Origin of the sequence: Halomonas saccharevitans (genome assembly GCF_032333995.1) — a bacterium.
Taxonomy (GTDB): domain Bacteria; phylum Pseudomonadota; class Gammaproteobacteria; order Pseudomonadales; family Halomonadaceae; genus Halomonas; species Halomonas saccharevitans.
The window spans coordinates 275,965-300,838 of record NZ_JAVXUR010000004.1 but is presented as its reverse complement, the minus strand read 5'-3'; the positions used below and the strand labels follow the sequence as shown (position 1 = coordinate 300,838).

The 24,874-nt window shown below is 68.4% G+C and carries 21 protein-coding genes and 2 tRNA genes; 5 read left to right on the top strand and 18 right to left on the bottom strand.

From position 1 onward, the window contains the following. Positions 1-17 precede the first annotated feature (17 nt). Both aceE and ampD read right to left on the bottom strand, forming a co-directional pair. The gene (gene aceE / locus RSO68_RS11850) at positions 18-2,690 is read right to left on the bottom strand and encodes a pyruvate dehydrogenase (acetyl-transferring), homodimeric type (protein ID WP_315586734.1); all 2,673 of its coding nucleotides are present in this window, start codon (positions 2,688-2,690) and stop codon (positions 18-20) included. A 351-nt stretch (positions 2,691-3,041) separates the two neighbouring features. Beyond that, positions 3,042-3,605 carry a 1,6-anhydro-N-acetylmuramyl-L-alanine amidase AmpD gene (gene ampD, locus RSO68_RS11845; RefSeq protein WP_315586733.1) on the bottom strand — a complete coding sequence of 188 codons (564 nt, stop codon included), beginning with the start codon at positions 3,603-3,605 and terminating at the stop codon, positions 3,042-3,044. 78 nt (positions 3,606-3,683) lie between these two features. On the opposite strand from ampD, the gene nadC reads away from it, so the two are divergent. Then, positions 3,684-4,535 (top strand): carboxylating nicotinate-nucleotide diphosphorylase, encoded by an 852-nt coding sequence (gene nadC / locus RSO68_RS11840; protein WP_315586732.1) that lies wholly within the window; start codon positions 3,684-3,686, stop codon positions 4,533-4,535. A gap of 39 nt (positions 4,536-4,574) precedes the next feature. Here nadC and RSO68_RS11835 read toward each other — a convergent pair whose 3' ends face one another. Then, positions 4,575-5,147, bottom strand: coding sequence for a GNAT family N-acetyltransferase (locus RSO68_RS11835; RefSeq protein ID WP_315586731.1), 573 nt, complete (start codon positions 5,145-5,147; stop codon positions 4,575-4,577). 92 nt (positions 5,148-5,239) lie between these two features. On the opposite strand from RSO68_RS11835, the gene tsaA reads away from it, so the two are divergent. Continuing rightward, entirely contained in the window at positions 5,240-5,968 is a 729-nt protein-coding gene (tsaA, locus tag RSO68_RS11830) for a tRNA (N6-threonylcarbamoyladenosine(37)-N6)-methyltransferase TrmO (RefSeq protein ID WP_315586730.1), read from the top strand. A 67-nt stretch (positions 5,969-6,035) separates the two neighbouring features. On the opposite strand, the gene purC is transcribed toward tsaA, so the two are convergent. Genes purC through dapA form a run of 4 tightly spaced genes read right to left on the bottom strand, consistent with a single transcriptional unit; the run spans position 6,036 to position 9,475 of the window. Then, entirely contained in the window at positions 6,036-6,749 is a 714-nt protein-coding gene (gene purC, locus RSO68_RS11825; RefSeq protein WP_315586729.1) for a phosphoribosylaminoimidazolesuccinocarboxamide synthase, read from the bottom strand. Positions 6,750-6,789: 40 nt separating this feature from the next. Then, the gene (locus RSO68_RS11820) at positions 6,790-7,575 is read right to left on the bottom strand and encodes an MBL fold metallo-hydrolase (protein ID WP_315586728.1); all 786 of its coding nucleotides are present in this window, start codon (positions 7,573-7,575) and stop codon (positions 6,790-6,792) included. Continuing rightward, complete coding sequence (locus RSO68_RS11815) at positions 7,575-8,543, bottom strand: lipoprotein, NlpB (RefSeq protein ID WP_089847370.1); 969 nt, start codon at positions 8,541-8,543, stop codon at positions 7,575-7,577. Before RSO68_RS11815 ends, RSO68_RS11820 begins: the two co-directional genes overlap by 1 nt. A gap of 47 nt (positions 8,544-8,590) precedes the next feature. Then, positions 8,591-9,475: a 4-hydroxy-tetrahydrodipicolinate synthase gene (gene dapA / locus RSO68_RS11810; protein ID WP_089847368.1), complete on the bottom strand. Its 885-nt coding sequence runs from the start codon at positions 9,473-9,475 to the stop codon at positions 8,591-8,593. Positions 9,476-9,703: 228 nt separating this feature from the next. On the opposite strand from dapA, the gene RSO68_RS11805 reads away from it, so the two are divergent. Continuing rightward, positions 9,704-10,177, top strand: coding sequence for a peroxiredoxin (locus RSO68_RS11805; protein WP_315586727.1), 474 nt, complete (start codon positions 9,704-9,706; stop codon positions 10,175-10,177). 75 nt (positions 10,178-10,252) lie between these two features. On the opposite strand, the gene RSO68_RS11800 is transcribed toward RSO68_RS11805, so the two are convergent. Then, on the bottom strand, positions 10,253-11,353 hold the full coding sequence (locus tag RSO68_RS11800; RefSeq protein WP_089847364.1) for an AI-2E family transporter: 1,101 nt from the start codon (positions 11,351-11,353) through the stop codon (positions 10,253-10,255). After that, a complete protein-coding gene (locus RSO68_RS11795) occupies positions 11,350-11,595 on the bottom strand; it encodes a sulfurtransferase TusA family protein (protein ID WP_089847362.1) in 246 nt (81 codons plus the stop codon). Before RSO68_RS11795 ends, RSO68_RS11800 begins: the two co-directional genes overlap by 4 nt. 142 nt (positions 11,596-11,737) lie before the next feature. Here RSO68_RS11795 and RSO68_RS11790 point away from each other — a divergent pair, with 142 nt between their 5' ends. Beyond that, positions 11,738-13,246: a M48 family metalloprotease gene (locus RSO68_RS11790; protein ID WP_315586726.1), complete on the top strand. Its 1,509-nt coding sequence runs from the start codon at positions 11,738-11,740 to the stop codon at positions 13,244-13,246. A 146-nt stretch (positions 13,247-13,392) separates the two neighbouring features. Here the strand turns inward: RSO68_RS11790 and nadA are convergent, their stop codons facing one another. The 8 genes from nadA to RSO68_RS11750 all read right to left on the bottom strand — a co-directional run bounded on the left by nadA (position 13,393) and on the right by RSO68_RS11750 (position 20,286). Next, positions 13,393-14,421: a quinolinate synthase NadA gene (gene nadA / locus RSO68_RS11785; protein WP_315586725.1), complete on the bottom strand. Its 1,029-nt coding sequence runs from the start codon at positions 14,419-14,421 to the stop codon at positions 13,393-13,395. Between the two features lie 270 nt (positions 14,422-14,691). Then, positions 14,692-14,767 (bottom strand) — tRNA-Lys (locus RSO68_RS11780). 41 nt (positions 14,768-14,808) lie between these two features. Further along, positions 14,809-14,884, bottom strand: a tRNA-Lys gene (locus RSO68_RS11775). Between the two features lie 81 nt (positions 14,885-14,965). After that, positions 14,966-15,823, bottom strand: a complete 858-nt coding sequence (gene rluB, locus RSO68_RS11770) for a 23S rRNA pseudouridine(2605) synthase RluB (protein ID WP_089847356.1) — start codon at positions 15,821-15,823, stop codon at positions 14,966-14,968. Then, positions 15,820-16,725, bottom strand: coding sequence for an SMC-Scp complex subunit ScpB (gene scpB / locus RSO68_RS11765; protein ID WP_315586724.1), 906 nt, complete (start codon positions 16,723-16,725; stop codon positions 15,820-15,822). The genes rluB and scpB overlap by 4 nt, the downstream gene beginning before the upstream one ends. Continuing rightward, positions 16,722-17,690, bottom strand: a complete 969-nt coding sequence (locus RSO68_RS11760; protein ID WP_315586723.1) for a segregation and condensation protein A — start codon at positions 17,688-17,690, stop codon at positions 16,722-16,724. Before RSO68_RS11760 ends, scpB begins: the two co-directional genes overlap by 4 nt. 146 nt (positions 17,691-17,836) lie before the next feature. Then, positions 17,837-19,702, bottom strand: coding sequence for a DEAD/DEAH box helicase (locus tag RSO68_RS11755; RefSeq protein WP_315586721.1), 1,866 nt, complete (start codon positions 19,700-19,702; stop codon positions 17,837-17,839). A gap of 68 nt (positions 19,703-19,770) precedes the next feature. Then, a complete protein-coding gene (locus tag RSO68_RS11750) occupies positions 19,771-20,286 on the bottom strand; it encodes an AmiS/UreI family transporter (protein WP_089847348.1) in 516 nt (171 codons plus the stop codon). Between the two features lie 228 nt (positions 20,287-20,514). Here RSO68_RS11750 and RSO68_RS11745 point away from each other — a divergent pair, with 228 nt between their 5' ends. Beyond that, positions 20,515-20,727 carry a hypothetical protein gene (locus RSO68_RS11745; RefSeq protein ID WP_089847346.1) on the top strand — a complete coding sequence of 71 codons (213 nt, stop codon included), beginning with the start codon at positions 20,515-20,517 and terminating at the stop codon, positions 20,725-20,727. Positions 20,728-20,873: 146 nt separating this feature from the next. Here RSO68_RS11745 and purL read toward each other — a convergent pair whose 3' ends face one another. After that, positions 20,874-24,809 (bottom strand): phosphoribosylformylglycinamidine synthase, encoded by a 3,936-nt coding sequence (gene purL, locus RSO68_RS11740; protein WP_315586720.1) that lies wholly within the window; start codon positions 24,807-24,809, stop codon positions 20,874-20,876. Positions 24,810-24,874 lie beyond the last annotated feature (65 nt).

Below are 24,874 nucleotides of genomic sequence, written 5' to 3'. Positions count from 1 at the left end.
ATCGCTCGGGCGACGCCTCACACCGCAAGCGGGTTGGGCTTGGCCGGATCGATGCCATACTTCTTGAGCGCCTCGCCGACGACCTTGCGATCCAGCTCGCCACGGTCGGCCAGCGCCTTGAGCGCGGCCACGGTAACGAAGCGACGGTCGACCTCGAAGAAGTGACGCAGCTTCTCGCGGGTGTCGGAGCGGCCGTAACCGTCGGTCCCGAGTACATGATAGTCGGTCGGCACCCAGGCGCGGACCTGGTCGGCGAACAGTTTCATGTAGTCGGTGGAGACGATCGCCGGACCCTCACGGCCCTCCAGGCAGGCGGTGACGTGGGGCTTGACCGCCTCGGACTCGGGGTTGATGAAGGCCTGACGGTCGATCTCCAGGGCCTCGCGACGCAGCTCGTTGAAGCTGGTGACGCTCCAGATGTCGGCGCCCACGCCCCACTCCTCGGCGAGCATCTCGGCGGCCGCCTCGACCTCGCGCAGGATGGTGCCACAGCCCATCAGCTGCACGCGGCCCTTCTTGCCCTTTGTCTCGCGCAGCAGGTACATGCCCTTGATGATGTCGGCGGCGGGCACTTCCTCCATGACCGGCTGCTCGTAGTTCTCGTTCATCACCGTCAGGTAGTAGAAGCAGTTCTCCTTGTCGGTGAACATGCGCTTCAGGCCGTCCTGGACGATCACCGCCACCTCATGGGCATAGGTCGGATCGTAGCTGCGGCAGTTCGGGATCATCGACGCCTGCAGGTGGCTGTGGCCGTCCTGGTGCTGCAGCCCCTCACCGTTCAAGGTGGTGCGACCGGCGGTACCGCCAACCATGAAGCCGCGCGCCTGCATGTCGCCGGCGGCCCAGGCCAGGTCACCGATGCGCTGGAAACCGAACATCGAGTAGTAGACGTAGAACGGCAGCAGCGTCGTGGCGTTGTTCGAGTAGGAGGTCGCGGCGGCGATCCACGCCGACATGGCGCCGGCCTCGGTGATGCCCTCCTCGAGGATCTGGCCCTTCTGATCCTCGCGGTAGAACATGATCTGGCCTTTATCCACCGGCTCGTACTTCTGACCTTCCGAGGTGTAGATGCCGAGCTGGCGGAACATGCCCTCCATGCCGAAGGTACGCGCCTCGTCGGGAATGATCGGCACCACGCGGTCGCCGATCTTCTTGTCCTTGACCAGGCCGTTCAGGATGCGCACGAAGGCCATGGTGGTGGAGACCTCGCGACCCTTGGAACCGCCGGTCTGTGAGGCGAAGGTCTTGTCCGTAAGCTCAGGGATCGGCAGCGACTCGAAGTCGTTGCGACGGCTCGGCAGGTAGCCACCCAGGCGCTCACGCTGCAGGTGCATGTACTTGAGCTCCGGGGAGTCGTCCTCGGGCTTGTAGTACGGCACCTCCTTGAGCTGCTCGTCGGTCAGCGGGATGCCGAAGCGGTCGCGGAAACGACGCAGCGCCTCGTACTCCATGGTCTTGACCTGGTGCGCCTCGTTGGCGGCCTCGCCATCGCCACCGCCCATGCCGTAGCCCTTGACGGTGTGCGCCAGGATCACGGTGGGACGGCCGTTGGGGTTCTGGGTCGCCTCGTGGTAAGCCGCATAGACCTTGAACGGGTCGTGGCCGCCACGATTGAGCTTCCAGATGTCCTCGTCGGACATGTCCTTGACCATCTCGGCGGTCTCCGGGTACTTCCCGAAGAAGTGCTCCTTGGTATAGGCGCCGCCGTTGGCCTTGTAGTTCTGGTAGTCGCCGTCGACCGCCTCATCCATGCGCTTTTGCAGGATGCCCTTGGTGTCCTTCTCGAAGAGCGGATCCCACAGACGGCCCCAGACGACCTTCTGCACGTTCCAGCCGGCGCCGCGGAAGACGCCCTCGAGCTCGTCCATGATCCGCGAGTTGCCGCGCACCGGGCCGTCGAGACGCTGCAGGTTGCAGTTGATGACGAAGATCAGGTTGTCGAGCTTCTCGCGGCTGGCCAGGTGAATGGCACCGAGGGACTCCGGCTCGTCACACTCGCCGTCGCCCATGAAGCACCAGATCTTGCGATCGTGCATGTTCTTGAGTTCACGGGAATCCAGGTACTTCATCACGTGGGCCTGGTAAATGGCCTGGATGGGGCCGAGGCCCATGGATACCGTGGGGAACTGCCAGAAGTCCGGCATCAGCCAGGGGTGCGGATAGGACGAGAGGCCGTCACCGTCCACCTCCTGGCGATACTTGTCCATCTGGTCTTCGGTGAGGCGGCCCTCGAGGTAGGCGCGGGCGTAGACGCCCGGCGCCACGTGACCCTGGATGTAGACCAGGTCGCCTTCGAAGTCGCCGTTCGGGGCGCGGAAGAAGTGGTTGAAGCCCACGTCATACAGGGTCGCCGCCGACATGAAGCTGGCAATGTGCCCGCCCAGACCCGGGTTGGCGCGGTTGTTGCGGATGACCTGGGCGATGGCGTTGTAGCGAATCAGCGAGCGGATTCGACGTTCCATGAACAGGTCGCCCGGCATCGGCGCTTCGCGGTGCACCGGAATGGTGTTGCGATGCGGGGTAGTCACCGAGAAGGGCACCTGCATGCCATCGCGCCGCACCCGGTCGGCCAGGCGAGTCATCAGGTACCGGGCACGATCCTCGCCCTCGCGATCCAGGACCGATTCCAGGGAATCCAGCCATTCCGTGGTTTCGACCGGATCGAGATCTTCTCTTGTTTCCAGACTCATAGACGTCTCTCCGAATGACGGTGGGGAACTGCGGCCCCGCAGAGGGGCGAAATGGCACTCATGATCGGGATCGGCGCCCCAACGCGTCAGACCTGTAGTTGTTTTACAAGACAGTGCTTAGGGTGCCGCTGCTGATGGCGCGAAGATACCGTAAACGCTGGCTTCTGCCAATTCAAGATAGAGTGGAAATATTTTTCAAATACAACATATTGCACCGCAGCGCAGGGAATTAGCGCCGCTCACCTCCGTCAGGCCATGCGAACCCTACCCCTGTAAGACGACTACCCATCGATGAACAGGCCAGGCGCATGGAATGCCCCTTCCGCCACGCCTCTCCGCCAAATTTGGTGCCTAAGTACGTATTTTTCCAAGCTCCTGGCGAAAATAGGCCCAGTCGAAGGCGGGGCCGGGATCGGTCTTGCGCAGAGGGGCCACCCGGGCGTGGCTGGTGATGCGGCGCGTCGTGAGCGCCGGATAGTGCGCCAGCAGTGCCGCCGTGGCGCTTGCCAGGGCCCGGTACTGGGCGCCGGTGTAGGGCGTCACCTCGTCGCCTTCCAGCTCGATGCCCACGGCGAAATCGTTCAAGGCGCGTCGCTCATGGGCGCCATCCTGCCAGCATGAGCGGCCGGCGTGCCAGGCGCGGGCCGCGAAGGGCACGAACTGCACGCACTCCCCGTCGCGACGGATCAGCAGATGCGCCGAGACGCGCAGCTCGGCGATCGCGGCGAAGAAGGGGTGCGCCGCGGGATCGAGCCGGTTGGTGAAGAGCCGCTCGATATGCTCGCCGCCGAACTCCCCCGGCGGCAGGCTGATCGAGTGCAGCACCAGCAGCGAGACCTCCCCCGCCGGGCGAGCGTCCTGGTTGGGCGAGGCGAGCCGCCGGGCGGGCGCCAGCCAGCCGTCGTCGATGCGCATGGTTTTTCCCTGACGTCGATGCATGGGTTTCCCCTATAATGACCCGCTCAAGCTTCCCCGCACAGAGATGGACCCGCCATGCATTATCAGGACGCCATTGCCGAAGAGATCCGTGACAGTGCCGCTCGGCTGCTGGCCGAGGACGTCGGCCCCGGCGACATCACCGCCCAGCTGATTCCCGAGAAGCAGATGGCCCGCGCGCGGGTGATCACCCGCGAGGCGACGATCCTCTGCGGGGTGGCCTGGGTCGATGAGCTCTTCCGGCGGCTCGACCCCCGGGTCAGCCTGCACTGGCAGGCCGCCGACGGCGACCGCCTCGAGGCCGGCCAGGCCTTCCTCGAGCTGGAGGGGCCGGCGCGCAGCCTGCTCACCGGCGAGCGCGCCGCGCTCAACCTGCTGCAGACCCTCTCGGCCACGGCGACCCGCACCCGCCACTACGTGGACCTGCTCGAGGGCACCGGGGTGCGCCTGCTCGACACCCGCAAGACCCTGCCCGGCCTGCGCCTGGCGCAGAAGTACGCGGTGACCTGCGGCGGTGGGCATAACCATCGCATCGGCCTCTATGACGCTTTCCTGATCAAGGAGAACCATATCGCCGCCTGCGGGGGGATCGAAGCGGCGGTGAAGGAGGCCCGGGACATCGCCCGTGACCTGCCGGTGGAGGTGGAGGTGGAGACCTTCGAGGAGCTCGACCTGGCGCTGGCCGCCGGCGCCGATGTCATCATGCTCGACAACTTCAGCCTCGACGACATGCGCGAGGCGGTCGCCCGCAACGCAGGGCGCGCCACCCTGGAGGCCTCGGGCAACGTCGACGAGACCACCCTGCGCGCCATCGCCGAGACCGGGGTGAACTGCATCTCCAGCGGCGCGCTGACCAAGGACCTGAAGGCCATCGATCTGTCGATGCGCTTCATCGACCAGCCGGGCTGAGGCACGCCATAGGCGACGAGGGGCAGCCGAGAGGCGGTTTCAGGTCTCGACGGCGACCAGACGCTTCTCCAGGCGCTGGCGATAGAGCCGCTCGCCGCCGCGCTCGACCCAGTCGTCGCCCCGCTGCTGCCAGCCGCGGTGCACCAGGCCATCGGCCAACACGGCGCTGGCCTCGATGCGGGCGCGGCTCACTCCCTGCTCCAGCAACATCCGCTCGGCATGCACCAGCAGCGTCGAGCCGATGCCGCGCCGCCCCAGCGACGGCCAGACATAGAGGGTCTCGATCCGGCCCTCGGCCAGATCCAGCTCGAGAAAGCCCACGCAGCGCCCCTCGCAGTCGGCCACCAGGGTGGTGAAGAGCGCCTGGCGCGCCGACCAGGCACTGGCGTCCCGCGGCAGGGCCATCGCCCAGGCCTCACGCTCGGCCAGCGTATAGTGCCCCGCGGCACCCTGCATCACGGCGTGATGAAAGACCTCGGCCTGGTCGGCGGCGTCGCGGGCGCGAGCCGTGCGGTAGACGATGCGCGGGCCGCGGCGCGCCCCGGGGAGCGCCCCGGGGAGCGCCTCAGAGGGCGGCTCGGCGCCGGCGTTGGGGTGATCGGCATGACGCATGCGTGAGCTTCCTGCGATGATGGTCAGCCAGCAGACTACCCAAGCCCTGCCTCGGGGCCAATCCCCGCGACGGAAAAGCGCAAGGATCCGCCATGCACGACCGCCCCGCCCCGCCCGAGGCCTTCACCATGACGCCCATCGGCGTCATCGAGAGCGACTTCCCGGACAAGTTCGGCATTCCGCGCCAGCCGGGGCTCGCCGACACGGCCCGGGCGAGCCTGGTGCTGCTGCCACCCTTCGATGATCCGCTGACGGTGCGGGGCCTCGAGGCCTTCAGCCACCTCTGGCTGACCTTCGTCTTCCACCAGAGCCCCGAGCGTTGGACGCCGCTGGTGCGCCCGCCGCGCCTGGGCGGCAACGCCCGGGTAGGCGTCTTCGCCAGCCGCAGCACCCATCGCCCCAACCGTCTGGGGCTCTCGCTGGTGGAGCTGGTCGACATCGACACCGCCGACGGCGTGCGCCTGGCCCTGCGCGGCGCCGACCTGGTCAGCGGCACGCCGGTGCTCGACCTCAAGCCCTATCTGCCCTGGGCGGAGTCGCGCCCCGAGGCGCGCGCCGGCTTCGCCCCCGAGGCGCCGCCCACGCTGGCGGTGGGTTTTTCCCCCGCCGCCGAGACGGTACTGGCGCGCCGGGAGGACGGCGACAGCCTGCGCGAGCTGATCCGCGAGGTGCTCGCCCAGGACCCGCGCCCGGCCTATCGCCGTGGCGCCGAGGAACGTGTTTACGGGGTACGCCTGCGCGACGTGGACGTGCGCTTCCAGGCGCGCACCGACGCCAGGGGCGAGACGCGCCTGGAGGTCATCGAGATCGCGCCGGCCTGAAGGCCAGCAACGACGAAGGGCCCCGCGGGGCCCTTCGTCATGACACGCATTGGTGCAATGGCCGGACTCAGTCGAAGTCGATGCCGATCCGCCGACCAACCTCCTCATAGGACTCGATCACGTTACCAAGCCCCTGGCGGAAGCGGTCCTTGTCGAGCTTCTCGCGGGTCTCGGCATCCCACAAACGGCAGCCGTCCGGCGAGAACTCATCGCCCAGCACGATCTTGCCGTGGAAGAGCCCGAACTCGAGCTTGTAGTCCACCAGCAGCATGCCGCCCTCTTCGAACAGCGCCTTGAGCACCTCGTTGACCCGGAAGGTCAGCGCCTTCATCTCGACCAGCTGCTCAGGGCTAGCCCAGCCGAAGGTCTCGGCCAGCGACTCGTTGATCATCGGGTCGTGGAGCTCGTCATTCTTCAGGAACAGCTGGAAGGTCGGCGGAGTGAGGGTCTGGCCCTCCTCGACGCCGAGGGTCTTGACCAGACTGCCGGCGGCGATGTTGCGCACCACGCACTCGACCGGAATCATCTCGAGGTTCTTGACCACGCACTCGTCGGCGGAAAGCTGGCTCTCGAAGTGGGTAGGGATCCCGGCGTCCTGCAGCTTGCCCATGATGAAGGCATTGAAGCGGTTGTTGACCTGCCCCTTGCGCTCGAGCGCCTCCACGCGACGGCCGTCGAAGGCGCTGGTGTCGTTGCGGAAGTGCAGGATCAGGCGGTCCGGATCATCGGTGGCATAGACCGACTTGGCCTTGCCGGCAAAGAGTTCTTGGCGCTTTTCCATGGGAGCCTCCAGAGGCGAGGATACGGGTAAGGATGGTCGGTCAGCCGAGGGTCTGCCACGCCAGGCCATCATCCTGGGCGGCGATCATCAGCCGGGAGTCGTCGCCGTCGAGCAGGGGCACCAGGGCCTCCAGGGCCAGCTCGGGGCGGTTGTTGTGTTCGGACAGGTGCGAGCAGACGATGCGCTGCAGGCGATCGAGCCCCAGCCGCTGCAGCAGCCAGGCCGCCTGGACGTTGGCCAGGTGCCCCCAGTCGCCGCCCACTCGGCGCTTGAGGCTGGCGGGATAGGGCCCTTCGGCGAGCATCCGGCGGTCGTGATTGCACTCCAGCACCAGGCCGTCGCAGCCGGCGAAGGCCTCGACCACATGCGCGCTGGGATGCCCGAGGTCGGTGAGCAGGCCGAGCCGGCGACCGCCGCCGGCGATGCCGAACTGCACCGGCTCGCGGGCGTCGTGGGGCACGGTGATCGGGTCGATGGAGAGCCCCTTGACGGCGAACCTGGCCTGGGGGGTGATCCAGTGGCGGTGCGGCAGCTCGCCGAGGCGCCCCGACAGCCAGGTGCCCGGCGTCAGGTAGACCGGCACCTGGTGACGCCGCGCCAGGGGCCCGACGCCGCGGATGTGATCACCGTGCTCGTGGGTCACCAGCACGGCGTCGAGCTGGCGGGGATGCAGGCCCAGTCGGGCCAGGCGGCGCTCGGTCTCCTTCAGGCCGAAGCCGCAGTCGACCAGCAGATGCGTCTCACCGTCGCTGACCAGGGTGGCGTTGCCCTTGCTGCCGCTGCCCAGGGAGGCGAAGGTCAGGCCACCCGACGCCGTGTCGCTCATCAGCGCAGCAGGCCTGCCACCCGCTCGAGCAGCTCGCGCTGGTCCTCCTCGGGCAGCGAACCGTCCTCGCCGACGCCCATCGCGCGCAGCACGGTCTCCTCGGGGCCACGCGCCTCGAGGGTCAGCCGCACCGGTTGCGGCTCGGCGCCGAGCTCGAGGGAGGCCAGCGAGCTCAGCAGGCCCTGCTCGCGCCCTTCCCGGGTCAAATAGCCGACCAGGAAGGTGTGTGCGCTCGGATCGCGCTCGCGCAGCTCGCGGCGACCCTCGACGACGAAATCGTTTTCCAGCTGGTGGCTGAGTTCGGCCCACAGGCGATCGATGTCGTAGGGCAGGATCACCTGCCAGTCATCGCCGCGCTGCGCGAACTGGGCGCGGTCCTGCACCTCGGGCCGCTGGGCGGTCAGCGACGCGGCGCTTGCCGAGGCGCTGAGCGACTGAAAGTGGCGCTCCAGGGCCCGCAGGCAGCCCGCGTCGACGACGCCACCGCGCTCACAGTGCAGCTCGCTGTCGCCGCGGCGCAGCCCCTGGCGAACGCTCAGACGGGACTGCTCGGTCGACAGCACCCCGCGGCTCGGATCACGGGCGACGACGTCCAGCCCGCGTCCCCGCACGAAGCGCTCGAGCTCCGGCCACACCGAAGCCGGCTCGGCGCCCACCACCAGCCAGGCATCGCTGCCGATCTCGCGCCGCTCCACGTAGCCGCGCCCCCGGGCCCGCCCGGGGGACAGGGCCTGGGGCAGCGGCGCTTCCACCACGCCGTCCGTGGCGGGACGCGCGCCGCTTACCTCGGGCACGGGCATGGCGTCCCGAAAGCGCGCCGAGTTGTGGGCCTCCGGCAGCACCAGGGGCGCCGTCTCCTCGGCCTCGGCGTAGTCGAGGTTGCGATCGTGATAGTAGCCATCACGGGCGCAACCGACCGTGGCCAGCGCGATCGTCGCCACCAGCATCCCTTTCAGCGCAGAGTTCATGCGTCCACCTTGCCTCGTGTTGTGCGGAGTGCGGTGCCGAGCACCGCTCAGTCGTCGATCATCCCCGCCAGCTGAAGGGCCTCGCTGACGGTGGAGTGGTACTTCTCTGAGAGCCAGGTCAGCGGCAGGCGGATGCCCGGCTCCACATAGCCCATGCGATACAGCGCCCACTTGACCGGAATCGGATTGGACTCGACGCCCAGGTTGGTATGCAGCGGTATCAGGCGGGTATTGATCTGGTGGGCCTTGTCGACGTCGCCGGCCACGGCGGCGCTGCACAGCTCGTGCATGGTTCGCGGGGCGACGTTGGCGGTCACCGAGATGTCGCCGTGGCCGCCCATCAGCATGAAGTCGCAGGCGGTGGCGTCGTCGCCGGAATAGAGCATGAAGTCGCTGCCCTTGAGACGCGCGATCAGGTCCTCGGCGCGCTCCAGGTTGCCGGTGGCATCCTTGAGGCCGATGATTCCGTCGACCTCGGCGAGACGCATCACGGTCTCGTTGTAGATGTCGGAGCAGGTGCGGCCCGGCACGTTGTAGAGGATCACCGGCAGGTCGCTGGCTTCGGCGATGGCCTTGAAGTGCTGGAACAGGCCTTCCTGGGTCGGCTTGTTGTAGTAGGGCGCGACCGTCAGGCAGTAGTCGGCGCCAACCTCCTTGGCGTAGCGGGTCAGCTCGACCGCCTCGGTGGTGTTGTTGGAGCCGGTGCCGGCGATCACCGGAATGCGTCCGTCGACCTCTTCCACCACGGTGCGGATGACATCGAAGTGCTCGGCGAAGGACATGGTCGTCGGCTCGCCGGTGGTGCCGGCCGCCACGATCGCATCGGTGCCATTGTCGAGGTGAAAGTGCACCAGGCGACGCAGGGCCTCCCAGTCGATATCGCCGTTGACCTTCATCGGCGTCGCCAGCGCGACGATACTACCAGTGATCATCCTCTCGATTCCTCTCGATTCACCTGCATTCACGGCCCACAGGCCCCGGAAGCGCCGGGACCTGCCCCGGGGCCAGGGGCCAAATGGTACTCAGGCCTCGAGAGCCTGTACAGCCGCGACTTTACAGTTCGCCCGGGGTTGCGTGTAATCGACGCTCGCTGGTCCGACTCACCCCGTCCGACCGGCGGTGTTTCACCGTCCCACGCCACCCTCACAAGGAGTCGTTTCATGAGCGTCAGCCTCGGCGAGCCCGTCCCCGATTTCACCGCCACCGCCACCGGCGAGTCCACCCTCACCCTCTCCGAGCTGCGCGGCCGGCAGGTGGTGATCTACTTCTATCCCAAGGCCAGCACCCCGGGCTGCACCACCGAGGGCGGCGACTTCCGCGATCGCAAGGAGGCCTTCGAGGCCGCCAATACCGTGATCCTGGGCGTCTCCCGGGACGGCATCCGCGCCCAGGAGAACTTCAAGGCCAAGCAGGGGTTCAACTTCGCGCTGATCTCCGACAAGGACGAGGCCGTCTGCCGACTGTTCGACGTCATCAAGCTGAAGAAGCTTTACGGCAAGGAGCACTTGGGCATCGAGCGCAGCACCTTCCTGATCGATGCCGAGGGCCGGCTCGCCCGCGAGTGGCGCGGCGTCAAGGTCAAGGGTCACGTCGAGGAGGTCCTCGAAGCGGCACAGGCCCTGCACGCCGGCTGAATCCGTCGCCCTACCGCCCCCTCGGTCGATACTGAGGCAGCGGGGAGCGGGCGCGTCACGCCCGGGCGGGTCGCCTCACGGCTCGACGGGCGTTTCCGGCGCCTCCCGGCGGTGGCGCTGCTGGATGCCGCGCGGCCAGGCGTAGACCAGCGCCTTGAGCAGGGTCGCCAGGGGGATCGCGAAGAAGATCCCCCAGAAGCCCCAGATGCCGCCGAAGAACAGCACCGCCAGGATGATCGATACCGGGTGCAGGTTGACCGCCTCGGAGAACAGCACCGGCACCAGCACATTGCCATCCAGCGCCTGGATCACGCCGTAGGCCACGATCACATAGAGGAACTGGTCGCTGATGCCGAAGTGGAAGCCGGCCACCGCGGCCACCGGCAGCGTGGCCACCGCGGCGCCGATGTAGGGCACCAGCACCGACAGTCCCACCAGCACGGCCAGCAGCGCCGTGTAGGGCAGCCCGAAGAAGGCGAAGGTAAAGAACGCCACGCTGCCGACGATGATGATCTCGGTGAACTTGCCGCGCACGTAGTTGGCGATCTGGTCGTCCATCTCCTGCCAGATGCGGGTCATCAGGTCGCGCCGCTGGGGCAGCAGCGAGACGGTGAAGCCCACTAGGCGGTCGCGATCCTTGAGCATGAAGAAGACCAGGATCGGCACCAGCACCAGGTAGATGATCAGCGCCAGGACGTTGCCCAGCGAGGCCAGCGAGAGCGTCAGGGCCCGCTGGCCGAGCTGAGTCACCTCGCGCCCGGCCATGCCGATCCAGTTCTGGATCTGATCCGGCGTCACCAGCTGCGGGTAGCGCGCCTGAAGATCGTCGAGCAGCTGCTGGCCGCTGGCGAACATCCGCGGCGTCTCCTGGATCAGGTTGACCAGCTGGGTCCAGATCAGCGGCATCAGGATCAGCGCCATGGCCAGCAGCACGCCGATGAATCCCAGGAAGACCAGGATCACCGCCAGCAGGTGGGGCACACGGCGACGCGTCAGGCCGTTCACCGCCCCCTGCAGCAGGAAGGCGATGACCAGCGCGGTGAGGAAGGGCGCCAGCATGTGGCCCATAAAGACCACCACGGCGAAGCCGAGCGCCAGGACCACCAGCAGGATCACCGCCTCCTCGTCGGAGAAGTAGTGCTCTATCCAACCACGGAATACCGACCTCAAGGTCATGAAGGCGATGCCCCCTTGCGGATCCAGTAGTGGTAGACCTCGCCCCGCTCCTCCCTGGCCGGCATCTCGTGGGGGCTCTGGGCCACGAAGGTCTCGAAGTCGCGCCAGGAGCCCGCGTCGGTGGCCCGTATCTCGAGCAGCTGGCCGGGCGCGAGGCGTGACAGGGCCTGCTTGGCCTTGAGCAGCGGCAGCGGACAGGGAAGACCGCGGGCATCGAGCAGGTCGTCGGGTTGCAGCGCCATGTTGTCTCCCGGGAGAATGCAATGAGTCGTGCAGGCCGGCGAGCCCACACGCAAGTTCCTGCGATTTAAAGGCACTTTGCGGACCGAATCAATGTCGAAGCCCAACGCCCGCCCCTGCTTTCGCCCCGTGACGAGGATGGCCATGCTGCGTCGAACCGGAACCTGCCTCACCGCCAGCGCCCTCTGCCTGGCGCTCGCCCTGCCGGTCCAGGCCCAGTCCACGGATCGCTTCGAGGCGCCCGGCCTGACCGACCGCGGCGGCACCCCGATCGCCAACGGCGACTACGGCCTGCCGAGCCTTACCTACAGCGGCAGCCAGGCGATCAGCGGCGAGGAGCTGCGCCTGGGACGCGCCTGGCTGCGCCAGTTCCGCGCCCGGGCGCCCGAGTGGCAGGACGCCATCGCCCAGGACTACGTGGAATCGCTGGTGGCCCGCCTGCTGCCCCACAGCGGGCTCACCCAGGCGAGCACCGTCGTCACCCTGGTGGAGAGTCGACTGCTCAACGCCTTCGCGGTGCCGGGCGGGGTGATCGGCGTCAACGCCGGGCTGTTCGCCTTCGCCGAGCAAGAGGCGGAGCTGGCCTCGGTGGTCGCCCACGAGCTTGGCCACCTCGCCCAGCGCCACTACGCCCGCGGGCGGGAGCGCGCCGAGCAGACCCAGATCCCGACCATGGCCGCCATGCTGGCCGGCATGCTGATCGCCGCCGGGGGCGGCGGCGATGCCGGCATCGCCGCCGCCATGGGCACCCAGGCGGCCTTCATCCAGGATCAGCTGCGCTACTCGCGGCGCTTCGAGCAGGAGGCCGACCGCGTCGGCCTGCAGGCGATGGCCGGCGCCGGCTACGACCCGGGCGCCATGGTCGAGATGTTTCGCGCCATGCAGCGCATGGTCAGCCTGCAGGGCGGCAACCCGCCGGAGTTCCTGCTCTCCCACCCGATGACCGAGTCGCGCATCAGCGATACCCAGGCTCGCGCCGACCAGACGCCCGTGTCAACGCCGCGCGACGAGCCGCTCGAGTACGCGCTGGTGAGGGCTCGCGCCCTGCTGGCGATCCACGACCGCGATCCCCAGCAGGCCGCTACCCGGCTGACCCAGGACCAGGCCCCCGCGGCGGCGCGCCGCTACCTGGCGGCACTGATCGACGCCCGGGCGGGTCGCACCGACGGGGCGCTCGCCGCCCTCGACGCCCTGGCCCGCGCGCACCCGGACCTCGCCATGCTGCCCGCCACCGCGGCCCAGGTGGCCTTCGACGCCGGCCGCACCGACGATGCCATCGCACGCAGCCGGCGTCAGCTGCGGCTGATGCCGGACTACGCGCCGACCCGCCGACTGCTCGGCGAGGCGCTGCTGCAGCGCGATCCCAACGAGGCCTACCGGGTGCTGCGCGAGCTGGCCGAGCGCCGCCCCGAGGACCCCCAGGTGTTCACCTTGCTCGCCGAGGCCGCCGGGCGCAGCGGCCGGGAAGCCTGGGGCCATCTGGCCCGCGCCGAGCAGCTGCAGCTCACCGGCCGCATCGACCGGGCCATCCGCCAGCTCGAGGTGGCCAAGGAGGTCGCCGAGCGCCGGGGCGATCCCGCCGCGGCCAGCGCGATCGAGCGGCGCCGGGAGGACTTCATCGGCTATCGGGAGACGCTGGAGGAGTTTCGATAGCGCCGCGCGCCGCAGAAAATGATGTCATGGCCATGGCTGGTATCAACGAACAAACCCCACCAGACTCAACATCCGGTGGGGTTTCTCGTTTGCTCCCTCGCACCTGTCGCCCGTCAACGAGCGGCTGGGCGCTGGCAGCTCGACGCTTACTTCTTGAAGTTCAGCATCCGCTCCAGGGGCTTGAGGGCGGCCAGGCGCAGAGCATCATCGACGAACACCTCACCCGTACCCTGGCGCAGCGCGCCGGCCAGGTTATCCAGGGCGTTCATCGCCATCCACGGGCAGTGGGCGCAGCTCTTGCAGGTCGCGCCGTTGCCGGCGGTGGGCGCCTCAAACAGCGTCTTCTCCGGCACCGCCTGCTGCATCTTGAAGAAGATGCCGCGGTCGGTAGCGACGATCAGCCGCTCGTTGGGCAGCTCCTTGGCCGCGCTGATCAGCTGGGAGGTGGAGCCCGCCACGTCGGCCAGCTCGACCACCGAGGCCGGCGACTCCGGATGCACCAGCACCGCGGCATCGGGATAGAGCGACTTCAAGTCCTCGACGCCCTTGGCCTTGAACTCCTCGTGGACGATGCAGGCCCCGTCCCAGAGCAGCATGTCGGCGCCGGTCTGCTTCTGGATGTAGCCGCCGAGGTGCTTGTCCGGAGCCCAGAGGATCTTCTCACCGCGCGCCTGGAGGTGCTCAATCACGTCCACGGCAATGGACGAGGTCACCACCCAGTCGGCCCGCCCCTTCACCGCCGCGGAGGTGTTGGCATAGACCACCACGGTGCGGTCGGGATGGGCATCGCAGAAGGCGCTGAACTCGTCGGCCGGGCAGCCCAGGTCCAGCGAGCAGGTCGCCTCCAGGGTCGGCATCAGCACGCGCTTCTCGGGCGAAAGGATCTTGGCCGTCTCGCCCATGAAACGCACGCCGGCCACCACCAGGGTATCGGCCTCGTGGCGAGCGCCGAACCGCGCCATCTCCAGGGAATCGGCGACGCAGCCGCCGGTCTCTTCGGCCAGCTGCTGAATGGCATCGTCGGTATAGTAGTGCGCCACCAGCACGGCATTATTGGCCTCGAGGAGCGCCTTGATCTCGTCGATGCGCGCCTCATCCTCGGCGGGAATGCGGGTGGGGCAGTAGGTGCGTGCCAGCTGCTCGCGCAGATCGGCACGGGAAGTCATGATCGTCATCGTGTCTACCACTGTGACCGGCAGGGGCTCCCCCTGCAATGCACCAGGTGTCGCCGCTCGTGCACTCCGCACGGGGCCACACGCCAGAGGGTCAACCGCTGCGTCTGTCGCGATGGCCGACCCAACGCCATTCTAGACCAGAATGCCCGCCCTTTGTTCGATTCCGGGGAGAAAGTCTCGCAGTGCGGCACTGCGTGGCGCGATTCGCCCGCCGTTTGGCGCCCCAACGCAGAACGCCCCCGCTTCCAAGGGAAGCGGGGGCGCTGAATCTGGTGGGTCGTGTAGGATTCGAACCTACGACCAATTGGTTAAAAGCCAACTGCTCTACCAACTGAGCTAACGACCCAGGACACATGGCGGCTCAGTCGCCATGGTCACAGGTTCGGATGGTGGGTCGTGTAGGATTCGAACCTACGACCAATTGGTTAAAAGCCAACTGCTCTACCAACTGAGCTAACGACCCTTCCGAACGGGTGCAGATATTACTGATCCGCCCCCGTGATGGCAAGCGATTTTTGCCTTTGGTCGAAGAGAACGGCGCGGGTCACCGATTACGCTGGCTCTTCGGCTTGCGCATGGCCTGCACCGGCCGGCGCTTGTGCTTGTCGCGGCTCCAGCGATTCTTCTCGTCCGGGGTCAACTCCGGCACCTTGCGCGCCGAAAGGCCGGCCGTCGTGGCCAGGTCATCGATCTCGTCCTGGGAGAGTTCCACCCACTCCCCGGCCTTGGTCCGCTTGTCGAGGAAGATGTTGCCGTAGCGCACCCGCTTGAGGCGGCTCACGGTCAGTCCCTGGGACTCCCACAGCCGCCGCACCTCGCGGTTGCGTCCCTCCATGATCACCACGTGGAACCAGGTGTTGATGCCCTCGCCGCCGAACTCCTGCACGTCGGTGAAATTCGCCGGACCGTCGTCGAGCATCACGCCCTCGACCATCGCCTTGACCTGGGCCTGGGTGACCTCGCCCATGACGCGCACGGCGTACTCGCGCTCCACCTGGGTGGAGGGGTGCATCAGCTTGTTGGCCAGCTCGCCATCGGTGGTGAACAGCAGCAGGCCACTGGTGTTGATGTCCAGGCGGCCGATGGCGATCCAGCGCTCGCCCTTGAGGCGTGGCAGGCGATCGAAGACGGTGCGGCGCCCCTCGGGATCCTTGCGGGTGCAGAGCTCACCCTCGGGCTTGTTGTACATGATCACCCGACGCGGCACGTCCTCGGCGGCGCGCAGGGTCACCGGGCGGTCGTCGAGGGCCACCCGGTCGCGCATCTCGATGCGATCGCCCAGGGTCGCCACCTTGCCGTTGACCTTGACCCGGCCGTCGGCGATGGCCGTTTCCATCTCGCGGCGCGAACCCAGCCCGGCGCGGGCCAGGACCTTCTGCAGTTTCTCGGTGGTAGTGCTCATCGGTCATCGTTCTCACTGGATGTGGATTCCGTCCCCGGGGCAGCGTCATCGTCGACGCGGCCACGGGCACGTTCGGACAGGCGAGCCTCCAGATCGGCGAAGCTCAGCCCTGCCCGCTCGGACGCCGTCCCGGCGTGGTCGTCGTCGGCCCTCCCGGCCGTCGTATTGGTCGTCTCCGAGACCGTCTCGGCGCTCTCGGCATCGACCTCACCGCCCTCCTCGGGCGGTGGCGTCTCGTCATCTGACCCGTCGTCAGTCTTGTCGTCGGTCTCGTCTTCCGCGTCGGCGTCATCCACCGGCGCGTCGGCCTGGGCCAGCAGGTCGTGCTGGGGCGGCGGCGCCTCCTCCTCGAGGGTCGGCTCCTCGAACTGCTTGAGCTCGTGCATCGGCGGCAGCTCGTCGAGGGTGCGCAGGCCGAAGTCGTCGAGGAAGCTGCGCGTGGTGGCATAGACCGCCGGGCGGCCCGGCACGTCGCGGTGGCCCACCACGCGCACCCAGCCGCGATCGAGCAGGGTGCGCATGATCGAGCCGCTCACCGAGACCCCGCGCACCTCCTCGATGTCGCCGCGGGTCACCGGCTGGCGATAGGCGATCAGCGCCAGGGTCTCGAGCAGCGCCCGGGAGTAGCGCTGGGGGCGCTCGTCCCACAGCCGCGACACCCAGGGCGAGAGCCGCGGACGGATGCGCAGCTGGTAGCCTGAGGCGGTCTCGAGCAGCTCCAGGGCACCGCGCTCGTGGCGCAGGCCGAGCCGCTCGAGGGCGTCGCGCAGCGCGCGACGCGGCGGCTGTTCATGGTCGTCGAAGAGCCCCTCCAGGCGATCCAGCCCCAGCGGCTCGCCGGCCGCCAGCAGCGCCGCCTCGAGAATATCGTCCAGGACATTGGGGGATTCCATGGCGGTCATGCCGGTTCGCTCCCGTCGTGGTCATCGTCGCGAGGGTCGTCGAAGGGGCTCTCATCGAAAGGGCTCTCGTCGCCCGCCTCGTCCTCCAGGGCCTCCTCCTCGAAGGCCGCCTCCTCGTCCAGCCGCGCCCGCACGTGGATCGGCGAGAGCGGGGCGTTCTGGACGATCTCGAGCATCGCCTCCTTGGCGAGCTCGAGAATCGCCATGAAGGTCACGACCACCCCGGCGCGCCCCTCCTCGAGGGTAAACAGCGCCTCGAAGGGGGTGTAGTGCTCCCGCGAGAGCTTCGCCATGATCGAAAGCATGCGCTCTCGGGTCGAGAGCCCCTCGCGGCTGATCTGGTGGGCCTGGTTGAGCTCGGCGCGACGCAGGATGCCGGCCAGCGCGCCGAGCAGCTCACCAAGCTCCACGTCCGGGTGGATCACCCGCGCCTCGAGGGCCGGCAGCGCGGCTCGCGCCGGAAACCAGTCGCGGCCCAGGCGCGGCAGCTCGGCGAGCGCCTCGGCGGCATTCTTGAGCCGCTCGTACTCCTGCAGGCGGCGGATCAGCTCGGCGCGCGGATCCTCCTCGTCGTCCTCCTCGCCCTCCTTGGGCGGGCGCGGCAGCAGGGTGCGCGACTTGATCTCGGCGAGCATCGCCGCCATCAGCAGGTACTCCCCGGCCAGCTCGATCTCCATGGCCTTCATCAGCTCCACGTACTCGATGTACTGGCGCGTGATGGCCGCCACGTCGATGGCGAGAATATCCAGGTTCTGGCGGCGAATCAGGTAGAGCAGCAGGTCCAGCGGCCCCTCGAAGGCCTCCAGGAAGACCCGCAGCGCCTCCGGCGGGATGTAGAGATCCTCCGGCAGCTCGGTGATCGGCTCGTCGAACAGGCGGCCCAGCACGTCGGCCTGCACGTCCGGCGCCTCGGCGGCATCGCTGTCGGCCCGCTCGGGCGCTTCACTCTGGGGCGTATCGCTCACGCGGGGCCTGGCCTCTCGACTGCACGGCGGATGATCGACCGTGCAGTCTAGCAACTTCGAGGCCGGGTGGGTAATCGCCGCCGCACGCCGAGGCGCCCAAAACCGCCCTGACGGCCGCTCTGATGACAGTTCTTACGCCAACGCGCTCATGACAGCGACTCGGCCTTGCGATAGCGCCCAACGTAGTCGAACAGCTTCTCGCGCACCTGCCAGTGGCGCCCCACCTTGCGACCCACCACGAAGTCCGGCGCGCGCAGCCGGCGCTGCTCGGCGATCACCTCCTCAGGCGTGGTCGGCGACCAGCGAGTGCCCGGCGCGCGCAGGTGATCACGCAGGAAGACCGCGGCGAAGGCGCCACGCTGAGCCGGGGTCTCCAGGGCGAACCACTCGGCGAGAGTCACGCCCTCCTCGTCGTGGTAGGTGACCTTGAGGCGGGCCATGCCGCGGCCGTTGACGGTGGCCTCGAGCTGCATTCCGCCGACCCGCAGCACCCGGGCGTCGCGCAGCTTGAGCGCCTCCTTGAGCTTGTCGTCGGCATCCACCAGCAGCGCCTGGCAGCCATGGCAGCGCCGGGCGGCGATGTCGTTCTCGGCGCCGCAGTCGGGGCAGGTCTTGAAGCGGAAGCGAAACGCACACTGCTCCATCGCGGGCGCCGCCGCTTTTGACGTCGTCTCGTTCGCGCGGGGTCGGGCGCGATAGTCTGAATTTACGCTTTCCGCGCGGGATCGGGCGCGATGAGAAGGCACCAGCCCCTGGCAGCGCCGCCCGAAGTGCTCGATGACCAGCTCGCCGTCGCGCTTGCCCCAGAAGAGGTTGGGGTGGTCGCACTCGGGGCACGGCACCTGCACCGGCTCGCTATCACCGTCCGGCTTGGGGCTGCCCACCTCCGGGGCATAAAGGTCCCAAGGATTGCCGGCGTAGTCGAGGATCAGGCAGTCGGCCTTGCCCGGCGAGAGGCGCAGGCCGCGACCGACGATCTGCTGGTAGAGCCCCACCGACTCGGTGGGGCGCAGGATGGCGATCAAATCCACATGAGGGGCATCGAAGCCGGTGGTCAGCACCGCCACGTTGACCAGGTACTTGATCTCGCGCGCCTTGAAGGCGGCGATGATCCGCTCGCGCTCGGCCGAGCGGGTCGCCCCGGTGATCAGCGCCGCCTCGCCGGCCGGCAGGTAGCCCAGTATCTCCTCGGCGTGGGCTACGCTTGCCGCGAACAGCATCACGCCCTGGCGCTCCCGGGCGCGCTCGATCACCTCGGCGATGATCCCCGGGGTGGCGCGGTGGCCCGAGACCACCCGGTTGAGCTCCTCCTCGCGGAAGAGCCCGCTGGCGGCCGGCGAAAGCCGGGAGAAGTCGTAGCGCTCCACCGCGGCATCGACGCGCCGGGGCTCGGCCAGGTAGCCCTGGCGCACCATCAGGCGCAGCGGCTGCTCGAAGACGCAGTCGCGAAAGAAGCACGTCTCGTCGCCGCGCACCATGCCGTGGTGGTGGCGGTGGTAGATGAAGCCCTGTCCCAGCCGGTAGGGTGTGGCGGTCAGCCCCAGCACCTTGAGGCGCGGATTGGCCTGGCGCAGCCGATCGATCACCCGGCGGTAGCTCGCCTCCTTCTCGCTGGAGACCCGGTGGCACTCGTCGATCACCAGCAGGGTGAAGGCGCCCTGCCCGTCGAAAGGAGCGTCGAAGCGCTCGAGGTTCCTCACCACCGACTGCACCGAACCGAACACCACCTGTCGGCCGCTCTCCTTGCGTCCCAGCCCGGCGCTGAAGATATCGGCCTCGAGGCCGTAGGCCTGGTACTTGGCGTGATTCTGCTCGACCAGCTCGCGCACGTGGGCCAGCACCAGCACTCGCCCCCGAGCCAGGCGCGCCAGCTCGGCGATCACCAGCGACTTGCCGCTGCCGGTAGGCAGCACCACCACCGCGGGCTCGTCGGAGGCTCGAAAGTGCTCGACCACCCGGGTGACGGCCGCCTGCTGATAGGGGCGCAGCTGGGGCACGGACGTCTCGTGCATGGACACCTCCTGTCGACGAAGCCGCCATCCTACCGGGCGGCGTCGTCCGCGTCAGGCACCCGGTGCGCTCAGCTGATCAGGCCCTGCAGCAGCAGGTAGCCCGGCACCCAGGCGGTCACCAGCCCCTGGGTCAGGGAGGTGCGTGCCATCAGCGGCTTCAGGTGCGGGCGGTGGCAGAGCATCAGGTAGAAGCCGAACCACAGCGACGCCCAGGCCAGCCAGTTGGCGCCCAACCACCAGCCCCACAGCCCCTCGGCGACCGCGAGCTGCAAGAGCCCGGTGGGCAGGGCGGTGAGCGCCACGAACAGGCAGAAGTAGCCCAGGCCGTGACCGGAGCTGCCGTTGCGGCGATTGATGGCCACCCAGAGGTAGGTCAGGGCGAACAGCAGCGTCATGGCCGCGGTGCGCACGCTGGCGGCATCGGCCCCGGGGCCGAAGGCCGCGTAGGCGGCCACGGCGAGGCTCACCCCGCCGACGAAGAAGTTGATTACCTGGATCTCGCGATCCTCGATACGCCCCATCATCCACAGGCCGTTGAGCACCAGCACCGCGCCCACGTAGAGCAGGCTCAGCCCCTCATGCATCGTCGTCTCGCCCCCTCGATAGCGGCACCCGACACCGTGCCGACCGCCCCGAGCGCTCTTATAGACCGGCCCGATCGGCAAGGCAACAAGCAATGGAATTATTTTTCATTTCCTTCCTGCGACACGGCCGAGGAAGCTGAGCCCTTGACCTCGCGGCCTTTCACCCTGATATCTAGAAGGGACACACGGATTATCCGATCCCCCATCGCCAATACAGGAGAGGCGCACATGAAAGTGAAGACCAGCCCGGAATGCCCCAAGTGCGGCCATCGCATGAAGCGATTCCCGCCCGGCCGCAAGGACGAGTACCACGTCCATTGCGCCGAATGCGACTACGACTTCGGACGCTTCGATCATTTTCAGGCGCAGTTCCGCCACGCCATCGAGGAGCTCGAGGCACAGCTTCACCGCCACGATGCCGAGGAGGACGGACGCGGCTGAACCCCCGCCTCGCCGCGTACTGACGCGAGGGTCGGCGACGCCATAAGACCGGCGACAGAAGGCCTCAGTAAAAACGCCAACGCCCGAGACCAGGTCCCGGGCGTTGGCGTTTTAGCGACGGCGCGAGCGTCGCCGGAGCTCGCACATTAGCCGAGCCAGGTGCGGGCGTTGCGGAACAGGCGCATCCAGGCGCCGTCCTTCGTCCACTCGGCCGGGCGCCAGGAGTTGGTCACCGCCCGCACGACCCGCTCCGGGTGCGGCATCATGATGGTCACGCGGCCGTCCGGCGTGGTCAGGCCAGTGATGCCGGAGGGCGAGCCGTTGGGGTTGGCCGGATAGCGGGTGGTCACCTGGCCGTGGTTGTCCAGGAAGCGCAGGGCGACCTGGCCGCTGCCCTGAAGGCTTCGCAGGTGGGCGCTGTCGCGGAACTCGGCCCGGCCCTCGCCGTGGGCCACGGCGATGGGCAGGCGTGAGCCCTGCATGCCGGCGAGCAGGATCGACGGGCTCTCCTCCACCTGCACCATCGAGACCCGCGCCTCGAACTGCTCGGACTCGTTGCGCACGAAGCGCGGCCAGGCCTCGGCGCCCGGGATCAGCGCCTTGAGCTGGGCGAGCATCTGGCAGCCGTTGCACACGCCCAGCGAGAAGCTGTCGTCGCGCTCGAAGAAGGCCGCGAACTGCTCACGGGCGCGGGGGTTGAAGAGGATCGACTTGGCCCAGCCGCCGCCGGCGCCCAGCACGTCGCCGTAGGAGAAGCCGCCGCAGGCCACCAGGCCCTTGAACGCCTCGAGGCTCACCCGCCCCTCGAGGATGTCGCTCATGTGCACGTCGACGGCCTCGAAGCCGGCCTTGTCGAAGGCCCAGGCCATCTCCAGCTGACCGTTGACGCCCTGCTCGCGCAGCACCGCCACCGCCGGACGGGTCTTGTTGATCTGGGGTGCCTGAAGATAGGGCGCGGCGATGTCCTCGTCGACGTCGAAGCTCGGCTGGGCCGAGAGACCCGGGTCGCGGCCGTCGAGCAGGCCGTCGAACTCGTTCTTGGCGCACTCGGCGTTGTCGCGCAGCGCCTGCAGGCGATAGCTGGTCTCGGCCCAGGTGCGCTCGGCCAGCAGCCGGGTGGTCTCCAGCAGCGGCTCCTCGAACAGGGTGACGCGCACCTGGTCGTCGTAGCGCGGCCGGGCGATGACGCCGCAGGTCTCGATGCCCGCCGCGGCGAACTGCGCCAGCACCTCCTCGGTGTCCTGGCGGTTCACCTGGATGACCGCACCGAGCTCCTCGGCAAACAGCGCGTTGAGGGCGTCGACGGGCTCATCGATCATCCAGTCGAGCTTGATCTCCAGGCCCGTGTGGGCGGCGAAGGCCATCTCCAGCAGGGTCACCAGCAGGCCGCCGTCGCTGCGGTCGTGGTAGGCCAGCAGCTTGCCCTCGGCGTTGAGCCCCTGAATCACGGTGAAGAAGGCGCGCAGGTCCTCGGGGTCGTCCAGGTCCGGGCACTCGTCGCCCACCTGGCCGTAGACCTGGGCCAGCGCCGAGCCGCCCAGGCGGTTCTTGCCACCGCCCAGATCGATCAGCAGCAGGTCGGACTCGTCCTGCTCCAGGTCGATCTGGGGGGTCAGCGTCTTCATGGCGTCGGTGACCGGGGCGAAACCGGTGATCGACAGCGACAGCGGCGAGGTGATGCTCTTCTCCTCGCCGTCCTCCTGCCAGGCGGTGCGCATGGACATCGAGTCCTTGCCCACCGGGATGGCGATGCCCAGCGCCGGACACAGTTCCATGCCCACGGCGTGCACGGCGTCATACAGCGCCTGGTTCTCGCCGGGATGGTCGGCGGCGCTCATCCAGTTGGCCGAAAGCTTGATGTCCTCGAGCTTCTCGATCGGCGCGGCGGCCAGGTTGGTGATCGCCTCGGCTACCGACAGGCGCGCGCTGGCGGCGGGGTCGATCAGCGCCACCGGCGGACGCTCGCCCATGGCCATCGCCTCGCCGGCATGGGTATCGAAGCTCGCCGTGGTCACGGCGACGTCGGCCACCGGCACCTGCCAGGGGCCAACCATCTGGTCACGGGCCACCTGGCCGGTGATCGAGCGGTCGCCGATGGTGATCAGGAAGCTCTTGGAGGCCACGGCGGGCAAACGCAGCACCCGGTCCATCGCCTCACGCAGGTCGAGGTTGTCGAGCATCACGCCGGAGAGGGTGTTGGTCTGGCGGCTGAACTCGCGCTGCATCTTCGGCGGCTTGCCGAACAGCACGCTCATCGGCAGATCCACCGGCTGGCTCTCGAAGTGGCCGTCGGTCACCGCCAGGTGGTGGGCCTCGGTGGCCTCGCCGACCACGGCATAGGGGCAGCGCTCGCGGGCGCAGAGCGCCTCGAAGGTCGCCAGCGCCTCGGGGGCCACGGCGAGCACGTAGCGCTCCTGGGCCTCGTTGCACCAGATCTCCAGCGGGCTCATGCCCGGCTCGGCGTTGGGCACGGCGCGCAGATCGAAGAGCCCGCCGCGCTCGCCGTCCTTGACCAGCTCGGGCAGGGCGTTGGAGAGCCCGCCGGCACCGACGTCGTGGATGAAGCGGATCGGGTTGTCGTCGCCCATCGCCCAGCAGCGATCGATCACCTCCTGGGCGCGGCGCTCCATCTCGGGGTTGCCGCGCTGCACCGAGGCGAAGTCCAGATCGGCGCTGGAGGCGCCGGAGGCCATGGAGGAGGCGGCGCCGCCCCCGAGGCCGATCAGCATCGCCGGGCCGCCCATCACGATCAGCTTGCCGCCGACGGGGATCTCGCCCTTCTGGACGTGGCCATCGCGGATGTTGCCGTAGCCGCCCGCGAGCATGATCGGCTTGTGATAGCCGCGCCGCTCGATGCCGTCGCGGCCCAGGGCGTCCTGCTCGTAGGTGCGGAAGACGCCGGCGAGGTTCGGGCGGCCGAACTCGTTGTTGAAGGCGGCGCCGCCGATCGGGCCCTCGAGCATGATCTGTAGGGCCGACTGGATACGCTCGGGCTTGCCGTAGTCGAAGGCCTCCCAGGGCTGCACGAACTCGGGGATGCGCAGGTTGGAGACGGTGAAGCCGGTCAGGCCCGCCTTGGGCTTGCCGCCGATGCCGGTGGCGCCCTCGTCGCGGATCTCGCCGCCGGCGCCGGTGGCCGCCCCCGGATGCGGCGCGATGGCCGTGGGGTGGTTGTGGGTCTCCACCTTCATCAGGATCTGGATCGGCTCCTGGGTGGCGCCGTAGACGGCGCGCTCGTCGCCCTGGCCAGCCAGCGACGCGGGGTAGAAGCGCGGCGCCTCCGAGCCCCGGATCACCGCCGCGTTGTCGCTGTAGGCGGAGAGGATATCGCCGGGCGAGCACTCATGGGTGTTCTTGATCATCTTGAACAGCGAGCGCTCCTGGGCTTCGCCGTCGATCAGCCAGTCGGCATTGAAGATCTTGTGGCGGCAGTGCTCGGAGTTGGCCTGGGCGAACATCATTAGCTCGACGTCCGCAGGGTTACGGCCCAGCTCGCGAAACGCCTCGCAGAGGTAGTCGATCTCGTCCTCGGCCAGCGCCAGCCCCAGCTCGACGTTGGCGACGGCGAGGGCCTCGCGGCCGCCCTCGAGGAGATCCACGCTACCCAGCGGTGCCGGCGCGTGGTGGGCGAACAGCCGGGCGGCGTCGGAGGCATCGGCCAGCACGGTCTCGGTCATGCGGTCATGCAGGGCCGCCTGAAGGCCCTCGAAGGCGGCCTCGGCGAGGGTGCCGGCCACCCGGACCCGATAGGCAATGCCGCGCTCGATACGCCGCACCCGGGTAAGCCCGCAGTTGTGGGCGATGTCGGTGGCCTTGGAGGACCAGGGGGACTGGGTGCCGATGCGCGGCACTACCAGGAACAGCTGGCCGTCGCCATGGGACGCGTCCTGGCGCGCGGGGCCGTAGTCGAGCAGCTGCTCCAGCAGGCGCCGCTCACCCTCGTCCAGGTCGCCGTCATGGTCGACGAAGTGGACATAGTCGGCCTGCAGGGACTCGACCTCGGGAACGGATGCGCGCAGGGCGTCCAGCAGCTTGGCATGACGGAAAGCAGATAGGGCGGGCGCGCCTCGCAGTTCGAGCATATCCTGGAGCCTCTGATACAGGGGGGAATTCGGGGCCGCGGCCGGCGGCAACGAGCGCACATGAT